Below are 24,333 nucleotides of genomic sequence, written 5' to 3' on the forward strand. Positions count from 1 at the left end.
TATGCTGCACACCATGACGACTGAGCCGGAGCAGCAGATCGGAGTGGGGACGCAGGACGCGTTCCAGCGCCTGTGGACGCCCCACCGGATGGCGTACATCCAGGGCGAGAACAAGCCGACGGGGCCGGGGTCCGGCGACGGGTGTCCGTTCTGCTCGATCCCGGCGAAGTCGGACGAGGACGGGCTGATCATCAAGCGCGGCGAGCACGTGTACGCGGTGCTCAACCTGTACCCGTACAACGGCGGGCACCTCATGGTGGTGCCCTACCGCCACGTCGCCGACTACACGGAGCTGGACGCGGCCGAGACGCTTGAGCTCGCCGAGCTCACCAAGCGGGCGATGGCCGCGCTGCGCACCGCGTCGGGGGCGCACGGGTTCAACATCGGCATGAACCAGGGCACGGTGGCCGGTGCCGGGATCGCCGCCCATCTGCACCAGCACATCGTGCCGCGCTGGGGCGGCGACACCAACTTCATGCCGGTCGTCGGCCACACCAAGGTGCTGCCCCAACTCCTCGCGGACACCCGCAAGATGCTGGCCGACGCCTGGCCGCAGGACTAGCTACGCGTCGTACAGGTCCGCCTTCCTCGGTGCCGGGTCCTGGACCATGCCGCTGAGGATCATCGAGCGGTTGGTGAAGCGGTCGGTGTTCACTCCGTGCTCGTCGAGCACCTTCATGGCGGCGGAGTGCACCACCCGCAGCACGGGGGTGGCGGCCCGCATCGCGTCGTCGGCCATGAAGCGGTGCCGCCAGGGCTTGTCGGCCCAGGCGTGCCGAAGGCCGAACGGCTCCGGCAGCGCTATCTTGCCGCCCAGGTAGTCGAGCAGCGGCGGGTACCAGGTCAGCGGGGCCCGCGCGGCCAGGCGCACCACCTCGGTGGCGTCGACCAGGGGCAGCGCGATCGTCTTCTTCTCCCAGAACCGGAAGGTCTTGTCGACCTCCTTGGTCTTGGGCGCCGGCTTGGTGGTGAACAGGGCGTGCACCGGGCCCAGCGCGTGCCCGGTCACCTCGATCCGCAGCGTCTCGTGCAGCACGGTGACGGTGACCATCATGGTGATGACCAACTGGCCGTCCCAGAGCGTGAACTGGACGCCGAGGTAGTGCCGGTTGCCGCTGGAGAACTGCTGCTCGTTGCAGATCCGCTGGATCTCGTGGGCGCGCACCTGGAAGTTGTCGATGTCCTGGCCGCTGGGCCGGGACACCTCCTTGGCGCCCTCGCCGATCGGCGAGACCACCCAGTTCTTGATGGACGGGGTGGGGAAGCCGCCGGTGTGCAGGGGGCCGCGCTCCAGGAGCTGGAGGCGGTCCTGGATGGCCCGTATGACGTCCCAGCTGCGGAAGCCGTGGATCTCCTTGCCGGCTTCCTTGGGCTCCAGTTCCTCGGCGAGCTGCCAGCTGCCCCAGCGGGTGCCCATGCCCAGTATTCCCTTGGGCCCCGCGTAGAAGACGATGTTGCTCTGGTCCTCGGCGGCCAGCTTGACCAGGGACTGGCGCAACTGTTCCGCGGAGCCCGCCGCCGAGCTCTTGGGCACTGCCTCGGGGATCTTGGCGCCGATGCCGCCGCCGCCCAGCAGGTTGTCCCAGCGCGAGCGCAGGTCCCGCGCGGTCTTCTCACAGATGAGCTTCGCCCAGTACCAGCCGACGATCGGGGCCACGACCATCGCGCGCAGGTACAGCGCGAGGAAGCCGTTGAAGGGCAGCTTGATCAGGAAGATCAGGGCGAGGATCCCGGCCGCCGCGAGCAGGATGCTGCCGAGCGCGCCGGCCCGCCGGTCCTTGGCGCCGGCCAGGGTGCGGCGCAGCTGGAAGAGGCCGAGCCACAGCAGCAGGCCGGGCAGGAAGAGCAGCCCGAACACGACCATGACCAGGGTGAGCTTGGTGTCCCGCTCCTTGCGGATGCGGATCGAGGCCAGGCAGTGCTCGACGATGGTCCCGGGCTCGGTGCCGAACGACTGGATGATGCCCTTGCGGGTGGCGCCGAGCATCCGGGACTGCACGGCCCGCGAGAACGCCTCGCCGAGGTTGGGCTCGAAGAGCGACAGCTTGCCCTTCTTCACCTCGGACTCGTGCCATTCGCTGTTGGCCTTGAGTATGTCCTCGATCGGGCTGTCCCGGTACGCGGCCGAGGCGAGCGCCTGGGTCGCGGCCGTCTGGCCCGCGGAGCCCTGGAGCGGCACCTGTGGCCTGGGCAAGAAGTCGAAGAATGGCTCTTCCGTCGTCACTGCCGCCCCCATCGCCGCACACCGTCGCTCCGCGACCCGTTCCCGACTGCCGCACCCCGCACACCTGCTGAGCTGGGACCACAGCGTATCGGGGTCACAGGCTGCCCGTCAGGGGACGTCGGAATGCCGCCCGCCGCAAGGAGATTGCGGTGGGCGGCTTTCTGATGACCTGTCAACTATCGCCCTTCTTCGGCCTGTTCGCGAATTTTGTCGGCGAGCTGGGGCGGCATCGGCTCGTGCCGCGCGTAGCTGCGGCTGAACCGTCCGGTGCCGTGGGACAGCGACCTCAGGTCGAGCGCGTACCGGCCGATCTCGATCTCCGGGATCTCGGCGCGCACCAGCGTGCGGCCCGGGCCGGCCTGTTCGGTGCCGACCACCCGGCCGCGGCGCCCGGACAGGTCGCTCATCACCGGGCCCACGTAGTCGTCGGCGACCAGGACCTGGACCTCGGCGACCGGTTCGAGCAGATGGATACGGGCCTCGGCGGCCGCCTCCCGCAGGGCTAGCGCGCCCGCGGTCTGGAACGCCGCGTCGGAGGAGTCCACCGAGTGCGCCTTGCCGTCCAGGAGCGTGATGCGCACGTCCACGAGCGGATACCCGGCGGCCACGCCCTTCGCGGCCTGGGCCCGTACGCCCTTCTCGACGGACGGGATGAACTGGCGCGGGACCGACCCGCCGACCACCTTGTCCACGAACTCGATGCCGCTGCCCGGCGGCAGCGGCTCCACGTCGATCTCGCAGATCGCGAACTGCCCGTGCCCGCCGGACTGTTTGACGTGCCGGCCGCGTCCCGCCGCCTTCGCGCCGAAGGTCTCGCGCAGCGACACCTTGTGCGGCACGACGTCGACCTGGACGCCGTACCGGCTGCGCAGCCGCTCCAGGGCGACCTCCTTGTGGGCCTCGCCCAGGCACCACAGGACCAGCTGGTGGGTGTGCGGGTTCTGTTCGAGGCGCATCGTCGGGTCCTCCGCGACCAGGCGCGAGAGCCCCTGCGAGAGCTTGTCCTCGTCGGCCTTGCTGTGTGCCTCGATGGCCAGCGGGAGGAGCGGGTCGGGCATGTCCCAGGGCGCCATCAGGAGCGGGTCCTCCTTGGCGGACAGGGTGTCGCCGGTCTCGGCCCGGGACAGCTTGGCCACGCACGCGAGGTCGCCCGCCACGCACTTGGTGAGCGTGCGCTGCTGCTTGCCGAACGGCGAGGACAGCGCGCCGATCCGCTCGTCGACGTCGTGGTCCTCGTGGCCGCGGTCCTCCATGCCGTGGCCGGACACGTGCACCGTCTCGTCGGGGCGCAGGGTGCCGGAGAAGACCCGCACCAGGCTGATCCGGCCCACGTACGGGTCGGACGAGGTCTTGATCACCTCGGCCACCAGCGGGCCCTCGACCGTGCACGAGGGGGTCGGCCGGGGCCCGCCCTGCGGGGTCGTGATCTCGGGCGCCGTCCGCTCCAGGGGGGAGGGGAAGCCGCCGGTGACGAGTTCGAGGAGTTCGATCGTGCCGAGGCCCTGCTTGGCGCCCTCGGCGGCCGGCGCCGCGGCCAGGACCGGGTGGAAGGTGCCGCGCGCCACCGCGCGTTCCAGGTCCGCCACCAACGTCTTGAAATCGATGTCCTCGCCGCCGAGGTAGCGGTCCATGAGGGTCTCGTCCTCGCTCTCCGCGATGATCCCCTCGATGAGCCGGTTGCGGGCCTCCTCGATCAGCGGGAGCAGGTCGGCGTCCGGCTGGGTCTCCTTGCGCTCGCCGGACTCGTAGTCGAAGACCCGCTGCGAGAGCAGCCCGGTCAGGCCGGTCACCGGCGCGTGCCCGTCGGGTCCGGCCGCGCCGTGCACCGGGAGGTACAGCGGGAGCACCGCGTCGGGGTCGTCGCCGCCGAACGCCTCGGCGCAGATCGTCGTCATCGCGTCGAAGTCGGCGCGGGCCGCCTCCAGGTGCGTGATCACGATCGCCCGCGGCATCCCGACGGCCGCGCACTCGTCCCAGACCATCCGCGTCGAGCCGTCCACGCCGTCCGCGGCCGAGACGACGAAAAGGGCCGCGTCCGCCGCTCGCAGACCGGCCCTGAGTTCCCCGACGAAGTCGGCGTATCCGGGGGTGTCCAAGATATTGATCTTGAAACCACCCCATTCGACCGGAACCAGCGACAGCTGTACGGAGCGCTGCTGCCGGTGCTCGATCTCGTCGTAGTCGGAGACGGTGCCGCCGTCCTCGACCCTGCCCGCCCGGTTGACGGCCCCGGCCGCCAGCGCGAGCGCTTCCACCAAGGTGGTTTTCCCGGATCCGCTGTGGCCGACCAGCACCACGTTCCGTACGGATGAGGGGTGGTCGGCCGCTGTAGCCCTGCCGGCGGCCCCGGGGTGTGCGTTTGCCTTGTCGCCCATGTCCGTTCCTCCCGGTTTCGTGCGCGGTGAGGTGGTGAGGGGGCGCGGACACGCGGACTCCGCGTGCGGAGGCGGCATCTGCGACGCCCGCGGTAATTCGAGCTTTCCACTCCGGTCACTGTGCGTCCATACGTCGTACGCGACCGCACGCGGACAGTGGCCCGCCGGTCACGCGGCGGGTGCCCGGCGGTGCGGCCGCGCAGTCGTGGCTACGATGGGTCGGCCGGTGGCCAGCAGGGGCCGCGCGGCCACACCGACCCCTCGGGAAGGCCATGCTGAACAAGTACGCGCGTGCATTCTTCACGCGTGTCCTCACGCCGTTCGCCGCATTTCTGCTCCGTCGCGGAGTCAGCCCCGACGCGGTGACCCTCATCGGCACGGCCGGAGTGATGGCGGGTGCGCTGGTCTTCTTCCCCCGTGGAGAGTTCTTCTGGGGCACCATCGTCATCACCCTCTTCGTCTTCTCCGACCTGGTCGACGGCAACATGGCCCGCCAGGCCGGGATCTCCAGCCGCTGGGGCGCCTTCCTCGACTCGACCCTGGACCGGGTCGCCGACGGTGCGATCTTCGGCGGCTTCGCCCTCTGGTACGCCGGGCAGGGCGACGACAACGCGCTGTGCGCGGTGGCCATCTTCTGCCTGGCCAGCGGCCAGGTGGTCTCGTACACCAAGGCGCGCGGCGAGGCGATCGGGCTGCCGGTCGCGGTCAACGGCCTGGTGGAGCGGGCCGAACGGCTCGTGATCTCGCTGGTGGCCGCGGGCCTGGCCGGACTGCACAAGTTCGGTGTGCCGGGCATCCAGGTGCTGCTCCCCATCGCGCTGTGGATCGTGGCCGTGGGCAGTCTCGTCACGCTGATCCAGCGTGTGGTGACGGTCCGCCGGGAGTCCGCCGAGGCCGACGCGCGGGCGGCCGGTGAGGCGGGCGCATGAAGGACAGGCTGACCGACGCGCTGTACGGCCTTGGCTGGGCCACCGTCAAGAAGCTGCCGGAGCCCGTCGCGAACGGGCTCGGCCGACGCATCGCGGACCAGGTGTGGAAGCGGCGCGGCAAGAGCGTGCTGCGGCTCGAATCCAACCTGGCGCGGGTCGTGCCCGACGCCACCCCGGAACGGCTCGCGGCCCTCTCGCAGGCGGGCATGCGCTCCTACATGCGGTACTGGATGGAGTCCTTCCGGCTGCCGTCGTGGAGCAAGGACCGGATGGCGAACGGCTTCGTGCCCGAGGACGTCCACCACCTGACGGACGCCCTCGCCTCCGGGCGCGGCGTCGTCCTCGCCCTGCCCCACATGGGCAACTACGACCTCGCGGGCGCCTGGGTCACCACCAAGCTGGCCACCCCGTTCACCACGGTCGCCGAGCGCCTCAAGCCCGAGACGCTGTACGACCGCTTCGTCGCCTACCGCGAGAGCCTCGGCATGGAGGTCCTGCCGCACGTCGGCGGCTCCGCCTTCGGCACGCTGGCCCGGCGGCTGCGCGCGGGCGGCCTGGTCTGTCTGGTCGCCGACCGCGACCTGTCGGCGTCCGGAGTCGAGGTCAAGTTCTTCGGCGAGCAGACCCGGATGCCCGCGGGACCGGCCATGCTGGCCCAGCAGACCGGCGCGCTGCTCCTCCCGGTGACGCTCTGGTACGACGACTCGCCCATCATGAAGGGCCGGGTCCACCCGCCCATCGAGGTGCCCGAGACGGGCGACCGGGCCGCCAAGACGTCCTTGATGACACAGACGCTGGCGGACGCCTTCGCCACCGGAATCGCCGACCACCCGGAGGACTGGCACATGCTGCAACGGCTGTGGCTCGCGGACCTGGAGGAGCGACGGCCGTGAAGATCGGCATCGTCTGCCCGTACTCGTGGGACGTCCCCGGCGGCGTCCAGTTCCACATCCGGGACCTGGCCGAGCACCTGATCCGCCTCGGCCACGAGGTCTCGGTCCTCGCCCCCGCCGACGACGAGACCCCGCTGCCGCCCTACGTCGTCTCGGCGGGCCGGGCCGTCCCGGTCCCGTACAACGGCTCGGTGGCGCGGCTCAACTTCGGGTTCCTGTCGGCCGCGCGGGTGCGGCGCTGGCTGCACGACGGCACGTTCGACGTCATCCACATCCACGAGCCGGCCTCGCCCTCGCTCGGCCTGCTGTCCTGCTGGGCGGCGCAGGGCCCCATCGTGGCGACCTTCCACACCTCCAACCCCCGCTCCCGCGCGATGATCGCGGCGTACCCGATCCTCCAGCCCGCCCTGGAGAAGATCAGCGCGCGCATCGCGGTCAGCGAGTACGCGCGGCGCACCCTGGTCGAACACCTCGGCGGCGACGCGGTGGTGATCCCCAACGGCGTCGACGTCGACTTCTTCGCGAGGGCCGAGCCGAAGAAGGAGTGGCAGGGCCAGACCCTCGGCTTCATCGGGCGCATCGACGAGCCCCGCAAGGGCCTGCCGGTCCTCATGAAGGCGCTCCCCAAGATCCTCGCGGAGCGCCCGGAGACACGGCTGCTCGTCGCGGGCCGGGGCGACGAGGAGGAGGCGGTGGCCTCCCTGCCGGCCGAGATGCGCTCGCGGGTCGAGTTCCTCGGCATGGTCAGCGACGAGGACAAGGCACGGCTGCTGCGCAGTGTGGACGTGTACGTCGCGCCCAACACCGGCGGCGAGAGCTTCGGGATCATCCTGGTCGAGGCGCTGTCGGCGGGCGCCGCGGTCCTCGCCAGCGACCTGGACGCCTTCGCGCAGGTCCTGGACCAGGGCGCGGCGGGCGACCTCTTCGCCAACGAGGACGCCGACGCGCTCGCCTCGGCGGCCGTACGCCTGCTCGCCGACCCGGCCCGCCGCGCGGGCCTGAGCGAACGCGGCTCGGCGCACGTGCGGCGCTTCGACTGGGCGACGGTCGGCGCGGACATCCTCGCGGTGTACGAGACGGTGACGCACGGGGCGGCGGCGGTGGCCACGGACGAACGCACCGGATTCCGGGCCCGGTTCGGGCTGGCCAGGGACTGACTGCGGCCCCGGCCGGGCTCGGCGGAGGCCGCCGCTCAGGCCGGGGTCAGCAGCGGCCACACATCGGCTGCGGCCGTGGTGCCCCACACCGGGTCGCCGTGGCCGTAACCCGCCACCACGCGGAAGCCGACCCGGCCGTTGCCGCCGGCCCGGATCAGCTCCGCGCCCCGGGGGTGGTCGCCCCGGCCGAGCTCCATGTTCACCCAGACCACCTCGGCCCGGATCCCCGCCCAGTCGACGGCGTACCCCGTCCCGTCGGCGGCCCAGACCGACATCAGGTCGCGCAGCAGCGCGTTCGGCACGAGCCCGCTGCCCAGCGCGGCGGTCGCCTCGGCCCACACCTCCAACGGGGTGCGGTCGAGAGCAAACCGGTCCTCGGCCGGGGCCGCCCCGAACCCGTACGTCCCGGCGCTGAAGCCCTGCCGGTAGATCCAGTTGGTGAGCCCTGGCAGCGAAGCGGTGCGGATCAGCGCGAAGTGCGCGAGCCCCGTGTTGGTGAACCGGGCCGCCGGATCGACCGGCCGCGGCGCCGCGCTCGCCCCGCCGGGATCGGCCACGGCCCGCGCCAACAGCCCTTTCAGGCCAGGGTCGTTGACGTATACGCCCTGGTCGATGAGCCCCTGGAGCGCGGTGCGCGACTGTGCCGCCCGTACCGCGAGATCGCCGGTGTACGGGCCCGTGGTGTCGAGGGCGACCACCCGGCGCAGCCGGTGCGAGCTGTCCTTGGACGCCAGGTCCAGGGCGAGCACCGCCCCGGCCGAATGGCCCACGTACTGGTGGGGGAGTGGCAGCACTCCGGTCACGGCGTCGATCACGGAGCGGGCGTCGCGGGCGTGCGCGGCCAGGCCCCAGTCGGCCGTGATGTCGGCGGCGGACGCCAGATCCTCGCGCGGGCTGATCCCTACCACCAATTGGCCCGCACCGCGTAGGTGGTGGGCGAGATTGCGGGCGCGCGGCGTGAAGAAGTTCGCGGCGAAGCCGAGGCCGCCGCCGGGCAGCAGGAAGGCGATGCCGGTCGGCGCCCGCCGGGTGTCGGCCACCACGTCGACGCCGAGCGGCACGCCCCGGCCGCCGACCGTGAACCGGGTGTGCGCCCAGCCGTCCCCGGCCTCGACCCGCGCGTCCCGGCCGCCGAGCACCTCGGCGATCCGCCGTGCCGCGTCGTGCGGTGTGCCCATGGTCACCAACTGGCCCGCGCCCACAGTCCGTTCCCCCTGTCCGTCCGATCCGCCCGCGTCAAGGGCCCCAGCCTTCCCTACGGCACCGCGCGTTCCAAGAGCGGGCTCGTCCCCTGGGCGGGACGGCCGTACCCGGCGCCCCGGTAGCCTTGCGGCCCGTGACCGTAACCCTCATCTGGATCGTCGTCGCCCTCGTCGCGATCGGCCTCTATCTCAGCTGGACCGCCGGCCGGCTCGACCGGCTGCACGCCCGCATCGACGCGGCCCGCGCCGCCCTGGACGCCCAACTGCTCCGCCGCGCCTCGGTCACCCAGGAACTGGCCACCAGCGGGGTGCTCGACCCGGCCGCCTCGATCGTGCTGTACGAGGCCGCGCACGCGGCACGCCAGGCGGAGGAGGAGCACCGGGAGGTCGCCGAGAGCGAGCTCAGCCAGGCGCTGCGGGCGGTCTTCGGGGAGCCGGCGCAGGTCGACGCCGTACGGGAGGCGCCCGGGGGCGTGGAGGCCGCCGAGGAGCTGGCGCAGGCGGTGCGCAGGGTGCCGATGGCGCGGCGCTTCCACAACGACGCCGTGCGGGCCGCGAGGGCGCTGCGCAGGCACCGTACGGTGCGCTGGTTCCGCCTGGCGGGCCACGCGCCGTTCCCGCTGGCCTTCGAGATGGACGACGAGCCTCCGACGGCCCTGGCCGACCGCCCGGGAACGTGATCTCGTAGCCACTGGGGGTGGCTGACCGGCGAAAACGATCCACCGGGTACACATTGGCCCTTGATGTGGACTGGTCCGCCAGGGTTCTCTCGGGGCAGCAGAATCCCTTCTTCACTCAGTGAGGTCGCTCCGTGTCCAGCACGCCTTCCAGCACCCCCCAGTCCGACAGCCCCGCGATCGGCACCGCCCGCGTCAAGCGCGGCATGGCCGAGCAGCTCAAGGGCGGCGTGATCATGGACGTGGTCAACGCCGAGCAGGCGAAGATCGCCGAGGACGCGGGCGCCGTCGCCGTCATGGCCCTGGAGCGGGTGCCGGCCGACATCCGCAAGGACGGCGGCGTGGCCCGGATGTCCGACCCGAACATGATCGAGGAGATCATCGGCGCGGTCTCCATCCCGGTGATGGCCAAGTCCCGCATCGGCCACTTCGTCGAGGCCCAGGTCCTGCAGTCGCTCGGCGTCGACTACATCGACGAGTCCGAGGTCCTCACCCCGGCCGACGAGGTCAACCACAGCGACAAGTTCGCCTTCACGACCCCGTTCGTGTGTGGCGCCACCAACCTGGGCGAGGCCCTGCGCCGCATCGCCGAGGGTGCGGCCATGATCCGCTCCAAGGGCGAGGCCGGCACCGGCAACGTCGTCGAGGCCGTCCGCCACCTGCGCCAGATCAAGAACGAGATCGCCAAGCTGCGCGGCTTCGACAACAACGAGCTGTACGCCGCGGCCAAGGAGCTGCGCGCCCCGTACGAGCTGGTCAAGGAAGTCTCCGAGCTCGGCAAGCTCCCCGTCGTGCTGTTCTCCGCCGGTGGCGTGGCCACCCCCGCCGACGCCGCGCTGATGCGCCAGCTCGGCGCCGAGGGCGTCTTCGTCGGCTCCGGCATCTTCAAGTCGGGCGACCCGGCCAAGCGCGCCGCCGCCATCGTGAAGGCCACCACCTTCTTCGACGACCCGAAGATCATCGCGGACGCCTCCCGCAACCTGGGCGAGGCCATGGTCGGCATCAACTGCGACACCCTGCCCGAGACCGAGCGCTACGCCAACCGCGGCTGGTAGTCACTCATGCACACCCCCGTGATTGGTGTCCTGGCCCTCCAGGGCGACGTACGGGAGCACCTCATCGCCCTGGCCGCGGCGGACGCCGTGGCCAGGCCGGTCAGGCGCCCCGAGGAGCTCGCCGAGGTGGACGGCCTGGTCATACCCGGCGGCGAGTCCACCACCATCTCCAAGCTGGCCGCGCTGTTCGGCATGCTGGAGCCGCTGCGCGAGCGGGTCCGCGCGGGCCTGCCCGTGTACGGCACCTGCGCCGGGCTGATCATGCTCGCCGACAAGATCCTCGACCCGCGTTCGGGCCAGGAGACCATCGGCGGCATCGAGATGATCGTCCGCCGCAACGCCTTCGGCCGCCAGAACGAGTCGTTCGAGGCGACCGTGGAGGTTTCGGGAGTGGGCCCCGTGGAAGGCGTGTTCATCCGCGCGCCCTGGGTCGAGTCCGTCGGCGCCGAGACCGAGGTGCTCGCCGAGCACGGCGGCCACATCGTCGCCGTACGCCAGGGCAACGCCCTCGCGACCTCGTTCCACCCCGAGCTGACCGGCGACCACCGCATGCACGCGCTGTTCGTGGACATGGTGCGCGCCGCACGGTGACGAGGTCCCGGTAGGATCTCTGCCGAACGACGCAGAATGGGTTACGCGAAGGAGACAGGCAGATGTCCGGCCACTCTAAATGGGCTACGACGAAGCACAAGAAGGCCGTGATCGATGCCAAGCGCGGCAAGCTCTTCGCGAAGCTGATCAAGAACATCGAGGTCGCCGCCCGCACCGGCGGCGCCGACATCGACGGCAACCCGACGCTCTTCGACGCCGTACAGAAGGCCAAGAAGCAGTCGGTGCCCAACAAGAACATCGACTCCGCGCTCAAGCGCGGTGCCGGTCTTGAGGCGGGCGGTGCCGACTACGAGACGATCATGTACGAGGGTTACGGCCCGAACGGTGTCGCGGTGCTCATCGAGTGCCTCACCGACAACCGCAACCGTGCCGCATCCGACGTACGTGTCGCGATGACCCGCAACGGCGGCTCCATGGCCGACCCGGGCTCGGTCTCGTACCTGTTCAACCGCAAGGGCGTCGTCGTCCTGCCCAAGGGCGAGCTCTCGGAGGACGACGTTCTGGAGACGGTTCTGGAAGCGGGCGCCGAGGAGGTCAACGACCTCGGTGACTCCTTCGAGATCATCTCCGAGGCCACCGACATGGTCGCGGTCCGTACCGCGCTCCAGGGGGCCGGCATCGACTACGACTCGGCCGAGGCCAACTTCGTACCGACCATGCAGGTCGAGCTCGACGAAGAGGGCGCGCGGAAGATCTTCAAGCTGATCGACGCGCTGGAGGACAGCGACGACGTGCAGAACGTCTTCGCCAACTTCGACGTCTCCGACGAGGTCATGGAGAAGGTCGACGCGTAACGCTGCCGCGGATTGAGCGGTTCCGGCGGGCCGATGGGACACGTCCCATCGGCCCGCCGCCGTTGTCAGTGGCAGCGGATAGCCTGGCAGCAAGTCAAAGATCACCGAGGGGAGGGGCCGTGCGCGTACTGGGGGTGGACCCCGGCCTGACGCGGTGTGGCGTCGGCGTGGTCGAGGGGGTCGCGGGCCGGTCCCTGACGATGCTGGGCGTCGGTGTCGTACGGACCCCCGCGGACGCCGAGTTGGGCCTCCGCCTCATCGCCATCGAGCGCGGCATCGAGGAGTGGCTCGATGCTCACCGGCCCGAAGTCGTCGCCGTGGAGCGGGTGTTCAGCCAGCACAACGTGCGCACCGTGATGGGCACCGCCCAGGCCAGCGCGGTCGCGATGCTGTGCGCGTCCCGGCGCGGCATCCCCGTCGCCCTGCACACCCCCAGCGAGGTCAAGGCCGCCGTCACCGGCAGCGGCCGGGCCGACAAGGCGCAGGTCGGCGCCATGGTGACGCGGCTGCTCCGGCTCGACGCCCCGCCCAAACCGGCCGACGCGGCCGACGCGCTCGCCCTCGCCATCTGCCACATCTGGCGCGCCCCCGCGCTCAACCGGCTCCAACAGGCCCACGCCCAGCACTCCGTACGGAAGGTCACCCGATGATCGCCTTCGTCAGCGGCCCGGTCGCCGCCCTCGCTCCCGACACCGCGGTGGTCGAGGTCGGCGGCATCGGCATGGCCCTCCAGTGCACGCCCAACACGCTGGCCGAACTGCGCATCGGCCAGCACGCCAAACTCGCCACGTCACTGGTCGTACGGGAGGACTCGCTCACCCTGTACGGCTTCGCGGACGACGACGAGAAGCAGGTCTTCGAGCTGCTCCAGACCGCCAACGGGGTGGGCCCCCGGCTCGCCCAGGCGGTCCTTTCCGTGCACACCCCGGACGCGCTGCGCCGCGCGTTCGCCACCGGTGACGAGAAGGCGCTCACCGCGGTGCCCGGCATCGGCAAGAAGGGCGCCCAGAAGCTCCTCATCGAGCTGAAGGACCGGCTCGGCGCGCCCGTCGGCAACGCCCCGGCGGTCGGAGCGCCGGTCACCTCGGGCTGGCGCGACCAGCTGCACGCGGCCCTCATCGGCCTCGGCTACGCGACCCGGGAGGCCGACGAGGCGGTCACGGCCGTGGCCCCGCAGGCCGAGGCCTCCGACAGGCCGAACATCGGCGCGCTCCTGAAGGCCGCGCTCCAGACCTTGAACCGCGCCCGCTGAGCCCGACCCGCACCACCCATCGCGACCACGATCCGAGGCACACGTCATGAACTGGGAAGACAGCTCCGACACGGCGGATCTGTCCGCGACGGCCGGGGACCGCCTCGTCGGGGCCGACGCCGACGGTGAGGACACCGCCGTCGAGGCCGCCCTGCGTCCCAAGGACCTGGACGAGTTCGTCGGCCAGGAGAAGGTCCGCGAGCAGCTCGACCTGGTCCTGCGCGCGGCCCGCGCCCGCGGCGCCACCGCCGACCACGTGCTCCTGTCCGGCGCCCCCGGCCTCGGCAAGACCACCCTCTCGATGATCATCGCGGCCGAGATGGGCGCCCCGATCCGCATCACCAGCGGCCCCGCCATCCAGCACGCGGGCGACCTCGCCGCGATCCTCTCCTCCCTCCAGGAGGGCGAGGTCCTCTTCCTCGACGAGATCCACCGGATGTCGCGGCCGGCCGAGGAAATGCTCTACATGGCGATGGAGGACTTCCGGGTCGACGTCATCGTCGGCAAGGGCCCCGGCGCCACCGCCATCCCGCTGGAGCTGCCGCCCTTCACCCTGGTCGGCGCCACCACCAGGGCCGGCCTGCTGCCGCCCCCGCTGCGAGACCGGTTCGGCTTCACCGGGCACATGGAGTTCTACGAGCCCTCCGAGCTGGAGCGGGTCATCCACCGCTCGGCCCGGCTGCTCGACGTGGAGATCGACACCGCGGGCGCCGCGGAGATCGCGGGCCGCTCCCGCGGCACCCCGCGCATCGCCAACCGGCTGCTGCGCCGGGTGCGCGACTACGCCCAGGTCAAGGCGGACGGCGTCATCACCCCTGAGATCGCCTCGGTGGCGCTGGGGGTGTACGAGGTTGACGCCCGAGGTCTGGACCGCCTGGACCGGGCCGTCCTCCAGGCCCTCCTGAAGCTGTTCGGCGGGGGCCCGGTGGGCCTGTCCACGCTGGCGGTCGCGGTGGGCGAGGAGCGCGAAACGGTGGAGGAGGTGGCCGAGCCGTTCCTGGTCCGCGAGGGTCTGCTCGCCCGTACTCCGCGGGGCCGGGTGGCCACACCCGCCGCCTGGGCCCACCTCGGTCTCGTACCACCGCAGCAGGGCGGTGGCGCGGCAGGAAGCGGACAACAGGGTCTCTTCGGGGCGTGACGGCGCGGAGGGTCGCACCCCGAGGAACCCCGGTGGGATGCTGGGCGTTGTTCCATCTGTGCGGACTCGCTTAGACTCCGCCGATGCCGCCCTTCCCGGCCGGCGTACCCACCCCCAGATCAGGCCGCGCCTCAGGCGTGGTCATGCGAAGGAAGTTCCGTCCCGTGAGCCCTATCACTCTCCTCCCCTTCATTGTGCTTATCGGGGCCATGTTCCTGATGACCCGGTCCGCCAAGAAGAAGCAGCAGGCGGCTGCCGCCATGCGCGATGAGATGCAGCCCGGCACCGGTGTCCGCACGATCGGGGGCATGTACGCCACCGTCAAGGAGATCGGCGACGAGACGGTCCTCCTGGAGGTGGCTCCCGGCGTCCACGCCGTCTACGCCAAGAACGCCATCGGCGCGGTCCTGGACGACGCGGAGTACAACCGCATCGTGCACGGCGACACCGAGGAGGAGCTCCCGGCGGTGCCGGACGACGCCTCTTCGCTGACCGAGGCCGCCGAGGCCGCCGAGGCCGACGCCGAGGACAGCAAGGACGCCAAGATCGACCTGGGCAAGAAGGACGAGGCGGAGGACGCCGCCGAGCTCAAGGACGGCAAGGACGGCAAGGCCGACGGCGGGGCCGACGCGAAGTAGTCACGCACCGGGACCGCACGGCGCCCGACCGGCGCGGGCGGTCCCCGGAGCGCGCCGACTTCCGCGGGGGACGTCCCCACAACACTTCGTGGCCGCCCACGCGCATACCCGGCGCAGGGTGGTTGGACAGGGAGAAACGACAAGGTGGCAGCACCGAACAAGGGCCGAAGGCCGGCGGCGGGGGGACAGAGCAAGCCGGGCCGCGCCCTGGCCCTGATCCTCATCGCCATGGTCGCGCTCGTCGGTGGGATGTTCATTTCCCACCACACCACTCCGAGGCTGGGCATCGACCTCGCGGGCGGTACGAGCATCACGCTCAAGGCCAAGGCCGAGCCCGGCCAGGAATCGGCGATCAACAAGAACAACATGAACACAGCGGTTTCGATCATGAACCGTCGTGTGAATGGTCTTGGTGTGACCGAGGCCGAGGTCCAGACCCAGGGCAGCGACAACATCATTGTCAACATCCCCAAGGGCACGAACTCGGAGCAGGCCCGTCAGCAGGTCGGCCAGACCGCCAAGCTGTACTTCCGGCCGGTCCTGACCGCCCAGCCGACGGCCGTGGCGCCCAACCCGAGCGCTTCCCCGAGCGCCTCGACCAGCGGCAAGCCGGCCCCCTCGGGCACCCCGAGCGCCTCCGGCAAGGGCACGCCGTCCGGTTCCGCGAGCGCCTCCAGCTCGGCCAAGGGCCGCGCTCTCTCCGACGCGCTGAAGGCCTCGCCCACGCCCGGCGCGAGCAAGCCGAGCAGCCCCGCGCCGAACCCGTCGGCCCCCACGGGTGACGCGGCCGCCGCACAGCTCCAGGCCAAGTTCGCGGCGCTCGACTGCTCCACCAAGGAAGCCCGCTCCAAGGCCGGCGAGGGCGCCAAGTCCTCCGAGCCGACCGTGGCGTGCGACAAGGACGGCGCGGAGAAGTTCATCCTCGGCCCGGCCGAGGTCGACGGCACGGACGTCTCCAAGGCGCAGGCCGTGATCAACCAGCAGAACGGTCAGTGGATCGTTCAGATGGACTTCACCGGCGGCGGCTCGAAGAAGTTCGCGGCCATCACCGGCAAGCTGTCCCAGCAGCAGTACCCGAACAACCGCTTCGCGATCGCGCTGGACAACCAGGTCGTCTCGGCCCCCACCGTGAGCTCCACGCTCAGCGGCTCCGCCGAGATCTCCGGCAACTTCAACCAGTCGACCGCCCAGGACCTGGCGAACGTGCTGTCCTACGGCGCGCTGCCGCTCTCCTTCCAGGAGCAGAGCGTCACCACCGTGACCGCGGCCCTCGGCGCCGACCAGCTGCACGCCGGCCTGATCGCGGGTGCCATCGGCCTCGCGCTGGTCATCATCTACCTGGTGGCCTACTACCGCGGCCTCGCGCTGATCGCCATCCTCAGCCTCGTCGTATCGGCGATCCTGACGTACGCGATCATGACGCTGCTCGGCCCGGGCATCGGCTTCGCGCTGAACCTGCCCGCGGTCTGCGGCGCCATCGTCGCCATCGGCATCACCGCGGACTCGTTCATCGTCTACTTCGAACGCATCCGTGACGAGATCCGTGAGGGCCGCACCCTGCGTCCCGCCGTCGAGCGCGCCTGGCCGCGCGCGCGGCGCACCATCCTGGTCTCCGACTTCGTGTCGTTCCTCGCCGCCGCGGTGCTGTTCATCGTGACCGTCGGCAAGGTCCAGGGCTTCGCGTTCACGCTGGGTCTGACCACCCTGCTCGACGTGGTCGTGGTGTTCCTGTTCACCAAGCCGGTGATGACGCTCCTGGCCCGCAAGAAGTTCTTCGCGAGCGGCCACCCGTGGTCCGGTCTGGACCCGAAGCGGCTCGGCGCCAAGCCGCCGCTGCGCCGCACCCGCCGCACCACCTCCGCCCCCGTCGACAACCCGAAGGAGGCGTGAGATGTCGAAGCTCGGCACTCTCGGCGCCAGGCTGTACCGCGGTGAGGTCGGTTACGACTTCGTCGGCAAGCGGAAGATCTGGTACGGCATCTCGATCCTGATCACCATCACGGCCATCGTCGGCCTGGCGGTACGGGGTCTGACGATGGGCATCGAATTCGAGGGCGGCGCGGTCTTCACCACCCCGAAGACCTCCATCTCGGCCCCGCAGGCCGAGAAGGACGCCGAGGCCGCGTCCGGCCACGACGCGATCGCCCAGAAGCTCGGCGACGGCACGATCCGCATCACCATCGGCGGGGTCGACACGGCCAAGTCCGACCAGATCAAGACCCAGCTCGCCAAGGACCTCAAGGTCGAGGCGAACAACATCAACGCCGACCTGGTCGGCCCCAGTTGGGGCCAGACGATCGCCAACAAGGCCTGGACGGGCCTGATCATCTTCATGATCCTCGTGGTGATCTACCTGGCCATCGCCTTCGAGTGGCGGATGGCGGTCGCGGCCCTCGTCGCCCTGATCCACGACCTCACGATCACGGTCGGGATCTACGCGCTGGTCGGCTTCGAGGTCACCCCCGGCACCGTGATCGGTCTGCTCACGATCCTCGGTTACTCCCTCTACGACACCGTCGTCGTCTTCGACGGACTCAAGGAGGGACAGAAGGGGATCACCAAGCAGACCCGGGTCACCTACAGCGAGATGGCGAACAAGAGCCTCAACGGCACCCTGGTCCGCTCCATCAACACCACGGTCGTGGCGCTGCTCCCGGTGGCGGGCCTGCTGTTCATCGGTGGCGGCGTCCTCGGCGCCGGCATGCTGAACGACATCTCGCTGTCCCTGTTCGTCGGCCTCGCGGCCGGTGCGTACTCCTCGATCTTCATCGCCACTCCGCTGGTCGCCGACCTGAAGGAGACCATGCCGGAGATGAAGGCCCTCAAGAAGCGGGTGCTCGCCAAGCGCGCTGCGGCCGCCGCCAAGGGCGAGAGCGCGGAGCCCGAGGACGTGGCGCCGTTCGACGACGAGGACGACGACGCCGAGACGGCCGGTGCGGTCGTCGGCCAGCGCCGCCAGCCCACCCGCAACAACCGGAAGCGCCGATGACCAGCGTGTCCACCGAGACCGTGGGGCTGCTGCTCAGCCGCATCCGTGACGTGCCGGACTATCCGAAGCCGGGCGTGATGTTCAAGGACATCACCCCGCTGCTCGCGGACCCGGAGGCGTTCACGGCCCTCACCGACGCGCTCGCCGCGCTGTGCGTCCAGCACGGCGCGACGAAGATCGTCGGCCTGGAGGCGCGCGGCTTCATCCTGGCGGCCCCCGTCTCGGTCCGTGCCGGGATCGGCTTCATCCCCGTACGCAAGGCGGGCAAGCTCCCCGGAGCGACGCTCAGGCAGGCGTACGAGCTGGAGTACGGCACCGCGGAGATCGAGGTGCACGCCGAGGACCTCAGCGCGGGCGACCGGGTCATGGTCATCGACGACGTGCTCGCCACCGGCGGCACGGCCGAGGCCTCGCTGGAGCTGATCCGCCGGGCCGGAGCCGAGGTCGCGGGTGTCGCGGTCCTGATGGAGCTCAGCTTCCTCAGCGGCCGCGAGCGCCTGGAGAGCGCCCTGCGCGGCGCCCCGCTGGATGCCCTGATCACGGTCTGAGCAGGCCGCAGAACACCGCCGAGGCGGGCCCGGAGGAATCCGGTGCCCGCCTCCGGTGTTTCTCCAGGCAGAGGCGTCACACCGGCCGAGGGCGAGCGGAGGCTCTTGGCTCGATACCATGGGTACTTCCGGGCCTGACCGGGGGACCCGGACCCTCCCCCAGACTCCGTCCGGGGGGACCCCAGAGGAGCGCTTTTGCCAGACGAGGCCCAGCCACTCTCCGCCGCGCAGCCCGACCAGCAGGCCACACAGCCCGCGGCGGCCCCGGCCACGCCTTCCGAGCCCGCGGCGAAGCCGAAGCCCGCGGCGCCCGAGGGCGCGCCGGCCAAGGCACCGGCCAAAACCCCTGCTCCGGTGCCGGTCGCCAAGCCCGTGGTGCCGGCCGGCTCCGTGTCGCGCTCCGGCGGCGGCTCCTCCAACCGGGTGCGCGCCCGCCTCGCCCGCCTTGGCGTACAGCGCTCGTCCGCGTACAACCCGGTGCTCGAACCGCTGCTGCGGATAGTGCGCAGCAACGACCCCAAGATCGAGACGGCGACGCTGCGCCAGGTCGAGCGCGCCTACCAGGTCGCCGAGCGCTGGCACCGCGGCCAGAAGCGCAAGAGCGGCGATCCGTACATCACGCACCCCCTCGCGGTGACCACGATCCTGGCCGAGCTCGGCATGGACCCGGCCACCCTGATGGCGGGCCTGCTGCACGACACCGTCGAGGACACCGAGTACGGCCTGGACACCCTGCGCCGCGACTTCGGCGACCAGGTGGCGCTGCTCGTCGACGGCGTCACCAAGCTCGACCGGGTGCAGTTCGGCGACGCCGCGCAGGCCGAGACCGTACGCAAGATGGTCGTCGCCATGGCCAAGGACCCCCGCGTCCTGGTCATCAAGCTCGCCGACCGCCTGCACAACATGCGCACCATGCGGTACCTCAAGCGCGAGAAGCAGGAGAAGAAGGCGCGCGAGACCCTGGAGATCTACGCGCCGCTCGCCCACCGCCTGGGCATGAACACGATCAAGTGGGAGCTGGAGGACCTCGCGTTCGCGATCCTCTACCCCAAGATGTACGACGAGATCGTGCGCCTGGTCGCCGAGCGCGCCCCCAAGCGCGACGAGTACCTCGCCATAGTGACCGACGAGGTCCAGTCAGACCTGCGCGCGGCCCGCATCAAGGCGACCGTCACCGGCCGCCCGAAGCACTACTACTCCGTCTACCAGAAGATGATCGTCCGCGGCCGTGACTTCGCGGAGATCTACGACCTGGTGGGCATTCGGGTACTCGTCGACACGGTCCGCGACTGCTACGCGGCCCTCGGCACCGTGCACGCGCGATGGAATCCGGTCCCCGGCCGGTTCAAGGACTACATCGCGATGCCCAAGTTCAACATGTACCAGTCGCTGCACACGACGGTGATCGGCCCCAACGGAAAGCCCGTTGAGCTCCAGATCCGCACGTTCGACATGCACCGCCGCGCCGAGTACGGCATCGCCGCGCACTGGAAGTACAAGCAGGAGGCCGTCGCCGGCGCCTCCAAGGTGCGCACCGACGTGCCGCGCAAGACCGGCAAGGACGACCACCTCAACGACATGGCGTGGTTGCGCCAGCTGCTCGACTGGCAGAAGGAGACCGAGGACCCCAGCGAGTTCCTGGAGTCGCTGCGCTTCGACCTGTCGCGCAACGAGGTCTTCGTCTTCACGCCCAAGGGCGACGTCATCGCGCTCCCGGCGGGCTCGACCCCGGTCGACTTCTCGTACGCGGTGCACACCGAGGTCGGTCACCGCACCATAGGAGCACGCGTCAACGGACGCCTGGTCCCGCTCGAATCGACCCTGGACAACGGCGACTTGGTGGAGGTCTTCACCTCCAAGGCGGCCGGGGCGGGTCCCTCGCGGGACTGGCTCGGCTTCGTCAAGTCGCCGCGCGCCCGCAACAAGATCCGCGGCTGGTTCTCCAAGGAGCGCCGCGACGAGGCGATCGAGCAGGGCAAGGACGCCATCGCGCGCGCCATGCGCAAGCAGAACCTGCCGATCCAGCGGATCCTGACCGGCGACTCGCTGGTCACCCTCGCCCACGAGATGCGCTACCCCGACATCTCCTCGCTGTACGCGGCGATCGGCGAGGGCCATGTGGCCGCCCAGGGCGTCGTCCAGAAGCTGGTGCAGGCGCTCGGCGGCGAGGAGGCCGCCAACGAGGACATCGCCGAGTCGGCGCCGCCCTCGCGGGGCCGCAGCAAGCGCCGCAAGAACGCGGATCCGGGCGTGGTCGTCAAGGGCGTCGACGACGTCTGGGTCAAGCTGGCCCGCTGTTGTACGCCCGTCCCCGGCGACCCCATCATCGGCTTCGTCACCCGCGGCAGCGGCGTCTCGGTGCACCGGGCGGACTGCGTGAACGTGGACTCGCTGTCCCAGCAGCCCGAGCGGATCCTCGAAGTGGAGTGGGCGCCGACCCAGTCCTCGGTCTTCCTGGTCGCCATCCAGGTCGAGGCCCTGGACCGCTCGCGCCTGCTGTCGGACGTCACCCGTGTCCTGTCCGACCAGCACGTCAACATCCTCTCGGCCGCCGTACAGACCTCCCGCGACCGCGTCGCCACCTCGCGCTTCACCTTCGAGATGGGCGACCCCAAGCACCTCGGTCACGTACTGAAGGCGGTCCGGGGAGTCGAGGGCGTGTACGACGTGTACCGCGTGACGTCGGCGCGCCGGCCGTAGGACACGACGAAGCCCCCGGAACCGCAGGGTTCCGGGGGCTTCGCCATGGGGCGGCAGCGGATCAGCCGCCGAACTCCTCAAGGCCCTTCAGGGCCTGGTCGAGCAGGGCCTGGCGGCCCTCCAGCTCGCGGCCCAGCTTGTCGGCCTTGGCGTCGTTGCCGGCCGCGCGGGCCGCGTCGATCTGCTTCTGCAGCTTGTCGACGGCGTCCTGCAGCTGGCCCGTGAGGCCCGCGGCACGCGCCCGCGCCTCCGGGTTCGTACGACGCCAGTCGGCCTCCTCGGCCTCCTGGATCGCCCGCTCCACGGCGTGCATCCGGCCCTCGACCTTGGGACGCGCGTCCCTGGGTACGTGGCCGATGGCCTCCCAGCGCTCGTTGACCGAGCGGAACGCGGCCCGGGCCGCCTTCAGGTCGGTCACCGGGAGGATCTTCTCGGCCTCGACGGCCAGCTCCTCCTTGAGCTTCAGGTTCTCGATCTGCTCGGCGTCACGCTCCGCGAACACCTCGCTGCGCGCCGCGAAGAAGACGTCCTGGGCGCCGCGGAAGCGGTTCCACAGCTCGTCCTCGGCCTCGCGCTGGGCGCGGCCCGCCGCCTTCCAGTCCGCCATCAGGTCGCGGTAGCGCGCCGCCGTCGTGGCCCAGTCCGTGGACCCGGACAGGGCCTCGGCCTCGACGACCAGCTTCTCCTTGACCTTGCGGGCGTCCTCGCGCTGCGCGTCGAGCGACGCGAAGTGCGCCTTGCGGCGCTTGGAGAACGCCGAGCGGGCGTGCGAGAAGCGGTGCCACAGCTCGTCGTCGGACTTGCGGTCCAGGCGCGGCAGACCCTTCCAGGTGTCCACCAGGGCCCGCAGCCGCTCGCCCGCCGAGCGCCACTGCTCGCTCTGCGCCAGCTCCTCGGCCTCCGTGACGAGCGCCTCCTTGGCGTGCTTGGCCTCGTCGGTCTGCTTGGCCTTCTGGACCTTGCGCTCCTCGCGGCGCGACTCGACGGTCTTGACGAGCTTGTCGAGGCGCCCCCGCAACGCATCGAGGTCACCGACCGCGTGATGCTCGTCCACCTGCGAGCGCAGATGGTCGATCGCGGTCTGCGCGTCCTTCGCCGACAGGTCGGTGGTCTTCACCCGCCGTTCGAGGAGGCCGATCTCGACAACCAGGCCCTCGTACTTGCGCTCGAAGTAGGCCAGAGCCTCCTCTGGAGAGCCCGCCTGCCACGATCCGACGACCACTTCGCCCTCGGCTGTACGCACATACACGGTGCCCGTCTCGTCGACGCGGCCCCACGGGTCGCTGCTCACAGCGCCTCCTCCACATGATGCCTGCGCGGGGGGTTCGTCCCCCGGGGCATCGTCCACAGTTTCCCGGCGGGTCTCGCCCGCCCTCCACAGCGCGTACGAGCCCGCGCTGCACAACGCCAATCTAGGCGACCGGCCGCCCGGCTGTCCGCACTCAGCGCGGCCGAATTCAGCGGTTCACGCTCGGTGCCGGGCGCCCGGGGGTGTCACCCTTTGGTGACGGCGGCCTTCTCGATGGTGACGGCCTTCTTGGGCGCCCCGTCGCCCGAACCGCCCTCGACGCCCTCCTTGGCGACATCCTCGACGGCCTTGAGGCCAGCCGCGTCCATGGTGCCGAACGGCGTGTAGGTGGGCGGCAGTTTGCTGTCCTTGTACACCAGGAAGAACTGGCTGCCGCCGGTGTGCGGCTGGCCGGTATTGGCCATCGCGACCGTGCCCGCCGGGTAGGTCACCGTGCCGTCCGCGCCCGCCTTGCCGAGGCCGGTCAGGTTCTCGTCCGGGATCGTGTAGCCGGGTCCGCCCTGACCGGTGCCCTGCGGGTCGCCGCACTGGAGCACGAAGATCCCCTGCGTGGTCAGCCGGTGGCACTTGGTGTTGTTGAAGAAACCCTTGTCGGCGAGGTACTTGAACGAGTTCGCCGTGTGCGGGGTCTTCGCCGCGTCCATCACGAACTCGATCTCGCCCGCGTTGGTCTTCAGCGACATGCCGTACTTGGCCTTGGCGTCGACAGCCATCTTCGGCTCCGCCGACGCGCTGGGCTGCGCGGACGGGCTGCCCGACGGGGAGGCGGTGTCCGGCTTCGTGTCGCTGTCGCCGGAGAAGGCGCCCGTCGCGTAGGCCGCGCCGCCCGCCGCCACGACCACCGCGAGGGCGGCCGCGATGACGGTGTTGCGGCGCCTGGCCTTGCGCCGCGCTTCCTCCCGGCGCTGCTGCTGCCGCTCGAACTTCTCGCGCGCGAGCTGGCGCCGACGCTGTTCGCTGCTGACCACCGGTCGTCTCCTTGTGCGGTCTCGTGGGGTACGGGTACGTGCGTACGAGCTGACTGTGCCCCGTACCGTATATGGGTTCGCTGTGACCGGAGCAGCGCCGGTAGGCTCTGAGCAGCCGTAATCACCCGCCGCGCAAGAAATCGAGGACGATCGTGCTGATTGCCGGGTTCCCCGCCGGGGCCTGGGGGACCAACTGCTACCTGGTCGCCCCCGCCGCAGGCGAGGAATGCGTGATCATCGACCCCGGCCACCAGGCCGCCCAGGGCGTCGAGGAAACGCTGAAGAAGCATCGGCTCAAGCCCGTCGCCGTCGTCCTCACCCACGGCCACATCGACCACTGCGCCTCGGTCGTCCCGGTCTGCGGAGCCCACGACGTACCCGCCTGGATCCACCCCGACGACCGCTACATGATGAGCGACCCCGAGAAGGCGCTCGGCCGCGCCTTCGGCGCGCAGCTCATGGGCGAGCTCACGGTGGGGGAGCCGGACGACGTCAAGGAGCTCACCGACGGCGCCAAGCTGGCGCTCGCGGGCATGGAGCTCACCGTGTCGCACGCGCCCGGCCATACCAAGGGGTCGGTGACGTTCGGGCTGCCCGAGGCGGAGGACATCCCTCCGATCCTGTTCTCGGGCGACCTGCTCTTCGCCGGCTCCGTCGGACGCACCGACCTGCCCGGCGGCAGCCACGCCGAGCTCCTCGAGTCGCTGGGCCGCGTGTGCCTGCCTCTCGACGACTCGACCGTGGTGCTGTCCGGCCACGGCTCCCAGACGACCATCGGCCAGGAGCGCGCCACCAACCCGTACCTGCGGCAGGTGGCCGCCGGCCAGGGAGAGGGCATCGCCTCTCCCCGACGAGGAATGTGACGAGAAGTCT

At 70.8% G+C, this 24,333-nt stretch carries 22 protein-coding genes; 17 read left to right on the plus strand and 5 right to left on the minus strand.

What is annotated here, in order from left to right; translation table 11 throughout:
- Window position 1: 1 nt before the first annotated feature.
- Complete coding sequence (locus ADK54_RS01505) at window positions 2-562, plus strand: HIT family protein (protein WP_053723620.1); 561 nt, start codon at window positions 2-4, stop codon at window positions 560-562.
- Here the strand turns inward: ADK54_RS01505 and ADK54_RS01510 are convergent, their stop codons facing one another.
- Entirely contained in the window at window positions 563-2,236 is a 1,674-nt protein-coding gene (locus ADK54_RS01510) for a hypothetical protein (protein ID WP_199826835.1), read from the minus strand.
- A 164-nt stretch (window positions 2,237-2,400) separates the two neighbouring features.
- Window positions 2,401-4,599: an elongation factor G-like protein EF-G2 gene (locus ADK54_RS01515; RefSeq protein WP_053723622.1), complete on the minus strand. Its 2,199-nt coding sequence runs from the start codon at window positions 4,597-4,599 to the stop codon at window positions 2,401-2,403.
- A 272-nt stretch (window positions 4,600-4,871) separates the two neighbouring features.
- Here ADK54_RS01515 and pgsA point away from each other — a divergent pair, with 272 nt between their 5' ends.
- From pgsA to ADK54_RS01530, 3 genes are read left to right on the plus strand one after another with little or no spacing between them, the layout of a single operon-like run.
- Complete coding sequence (pgsA, locus tag ADK54_RS01520; RefSeq protein WP_053723623.1) at window positions 4,872-5,528, plus strand: phosphatidylinositol phosphate synthase; 657 nt, start codon at window positions 4,872-4,874, stop codon at window positions 5,526-5,528.
- Complete coding sequence (locus tag ADK54_RS01525; RefSeq protein WP_053723624.1) at window positions 5,525-6,421, plus strand: phosphatidylinositol mannoside acyltransferase; 897 nt, start codon at window positions 5,525-5,527, stop codon at window positions 6,419-6,421. The genes pgsA and ADK54_RS01525 overlap by 4 nt, the downstream gene beginning before the upstream one ends.
- Window positions 6,418-7,578, plus strand: a complete 1,161-nt coding sequence (locus ADK54_RS01530; RefSeq protein ID WP_053723625.1) for a glycosyltransferase family 4 protein — start codon at window positions 6,418-6,420, stop codon at window positions 7,576-7,578. Before ADK54_RS01525 ends, ADK54_RS01530 begins: the two co-directional genes overlap by 4 nt.
- Window positions 7,579-7,613: 35 nt before the next feature.
- Here ADK54_RS01530 and ADK54_RS01535 read toward each other — a convergent pair whose 3' ends face one another.
- Window positions 7,614-8,756: a hypothetical protein gene (locus tag ADK54_RS01535; protein WP_159047588.1), complete on the minus strand. Its 1,143-nt coding sequence runs from the start codon at window positions 8,754-8,756 to the stop codon at window positions 7,614-7,616.
- Window positions 8,757-8,914: 158 nt separating this feature from the next.
- Between ADK54_RS01535 and ADK54_RS01540 the strand changes: the two genes are divergently transcribed.
- The 12 genes from ADK54_RS01540 to ADK54_RS01595 all read left to right on the plus strand — a co-directional run bounded on the left by ADK54_RS01540 (window position 8,915) and on the right by ADK54_RS01595 (window position 21,183).
- Entirely contained in the window at window positions 8,915-9,460 is a 546-nt protein-coding gene (locus ADK54_RS01540; protein ID WP_053723627.1) for a hypothetical protein, read from the plus strand.
- A gap of 131 nt (window positions 9,461-9,591) precedes the next feature.
- The gene (pdxS, locus tag ADK54_RS01545; RefSeq protein WP_053723628.1) at window positions 9,592-10,512 is read left to right on the plus strand and encodes a pyridoxal 5'-phosphate synthase lyase subunit PdxS; all 921 of its coding nucleotides are present in this window, start codon (window positions 9,592-9,594) and stop codon (window positions 10,510-10,512) included.
- A 6-nt stretch (window positions 10,513-10,518) separates the two neighbouring features.
- Entirely contained in the window at window positions 10,519-11,103 is a 585-nt protein-coding gene (gene pdxT / locus ADK54_RS01550; protein WP_053723629.1) for a pyridoxal 5'-phosphate synthase glutaminase subunit PdxT, read from the plus strand.
- A gap of 62 nt (window positions 11,104-11,165) precedes the next feature.
- On the plus strand, window positions 11,166-11,918 hold the full coding sequence (locus ADK54_RS01555) for a YebC/PmpR family DNA-binding transcriptional regulator (RefSeq protein ID WP_053723630.1): 753 nt from the start codon (window positions 11,166-11,168) through the stop codon (window positions 11,916-11,918).
- A 119-nt stretch (window positions 11,919-12,037) separates the two neighbouring features.
- A complete protein-coding gene (ruvC, locus tag ADK54_RS01560) occupies window positions 12,038-12,568 on the plus strand; it encodes a crossover junction endodeoxyribonuclease RuvC (RefSeq protein ID WP_053723631.1) in 531 nt (176 codons plus the stop codon).
- Window positions 12,565-13,170, plus strand: a complete 606-nt coding sequence (ruvA, locus tag ADK54_RS01565) for a Holliday junction branch migration protein RuvA (protein WP_053723632.1) — start codon at window positions 12,565-12,567, stop codon at window positions 13,168-13,170. The genes ruvC and ruvA overlap by 4 nt, the downstream gene beginning before the upstream one ends.
- Window positions 13,171-13,216: 46 nt before the next feature.
- Entirely contained in the window at window positions 13,217-14,308 is a 1,092-nt protein-coding gene (gene ruvB / locus ADK54_RS01570; RefSeq protein ID WP_053723633.1) for a Holliday junction branch migration DNA helicase RuvB, read from the plus strand.
- Window positions 14,309-14,472: 164 nt separating this feature from the next.
- Entirely contained in the window at window positions 14,473-14,946 is a 474-nt protein-coding gene (gene yajC / locus ADK54_RS01575) for a preprotein translocase subunit YajC (RefSeq protein ID WP_053723634.1), read from the plus strand.
- 144 nt (window positions 14,947-15,090) lie between these two features.
- On the plus strand, window positions 15,091-16,836 hold the full coding sequence (gene secD, locus ADK54_RS01580) for a protein translocase subunit SecD (protein WP_053723635.1): 1,746 nt from the start codon (window positions 15,091-15,093) through the stop codon (window positions 16,834-16,836).
- Between the two features lies 1 nt (window position 16,837).
- The gene (gene secF, locus ADK54_RS01585) at window positions 16,838-17,935 is read left to right on the plus strand and encodes a protein translocase subunit SecF (RefSeq protein ID WP_053723636.1); all 1,098 of its coding nucleotides are present in this window, start codon (window positions 16,838-16,840) and stop codon (window positions 17,933-17,935) included.
- On the plus strand, window positions 17,932-18,483 hold the full coding sequence (locus tag ADK54_RS01590) for an adenine phosphoribosyltransferase (protein ID WP_053723637.1): 552 nt from the start codon (window positions 17,932-17,934) through the stop codon (window positions 18,481-18,483). The genes secF and ADK54_RS01590 overlap by 4 nt, the downstream gene beginning before the upstream one ends.
- Before the next feature lie 195 nt (window positions 18,484-18,678).
- Window positions 18,679-21,183, plus strand: coding sequence for a RelA/SpoT family protein (locus ADK54_RS01595; protein WP_053723638.1), 2,505 nt, complete (start codon window positions 18,679-18,681; stop codon window positions 21,181-21,183).
- Between the two features lie 61 nt (window positions 21,184-21,244).
- Here the strand turns inward: ADK54_RS01595 and ADK54_RS01600 are convergent, their stop codons facing one another.
- Both ADK54_RS01600 and ADK54_RS01605 read right to left on the minus strand, forming a co-directional pair.
- On the minus strand, window positions 21,245-22,474 hold the full coding sequence (locus tag ADK54_RS01600; RefSeq protein WP_053723639.1) for a DUF349 domain-containing protein: 1,230 nt from the start codon (window positions 22,472-22,474) through the stop codon (window positions 21,245-21,247).
- 203 nt (window positions 22,475-22,677) lie between these two features.
- A complete protein-coding gene (locus tag ADK54_RS01605) occupies window positions 22,678-23,460 on the minus strand; it encodes a peptidylprolyl isomerase (protein WP_053723640.1) in 783 nt (260 codons plus the stop codon).
- Between the two features lie 152 nt (window positions 23,461-23,612).
- Between ADK54_RS01605 and ADK54_RS01610 the strand changes: the two genes are divergently transcribed.
- The gene (locus tag ADK54_RS01610; RefSeq protein WP_053723641.1) at window positions 23,613-24,323 is read left to right on the plus strand and encodes an MBL fold metallo-hydrolase; all 711 of its coding nucleotides are present in this window, start codon (window positions 23,613-23,615) and stop codon (window positions 24,321-24,323) included.
- Window positions 24,324-24,333: the final 10 nt, after the last annotated feature.

Origin of the sequence: Streptomyces sp. WM6378 (assembly GCF_001279695.1) — a bacterium.
GTDB lineage: Bacteria > Actinomycetota > Actinomycetes > Streptomycetales > Streptomycetaceae > Streptomyces.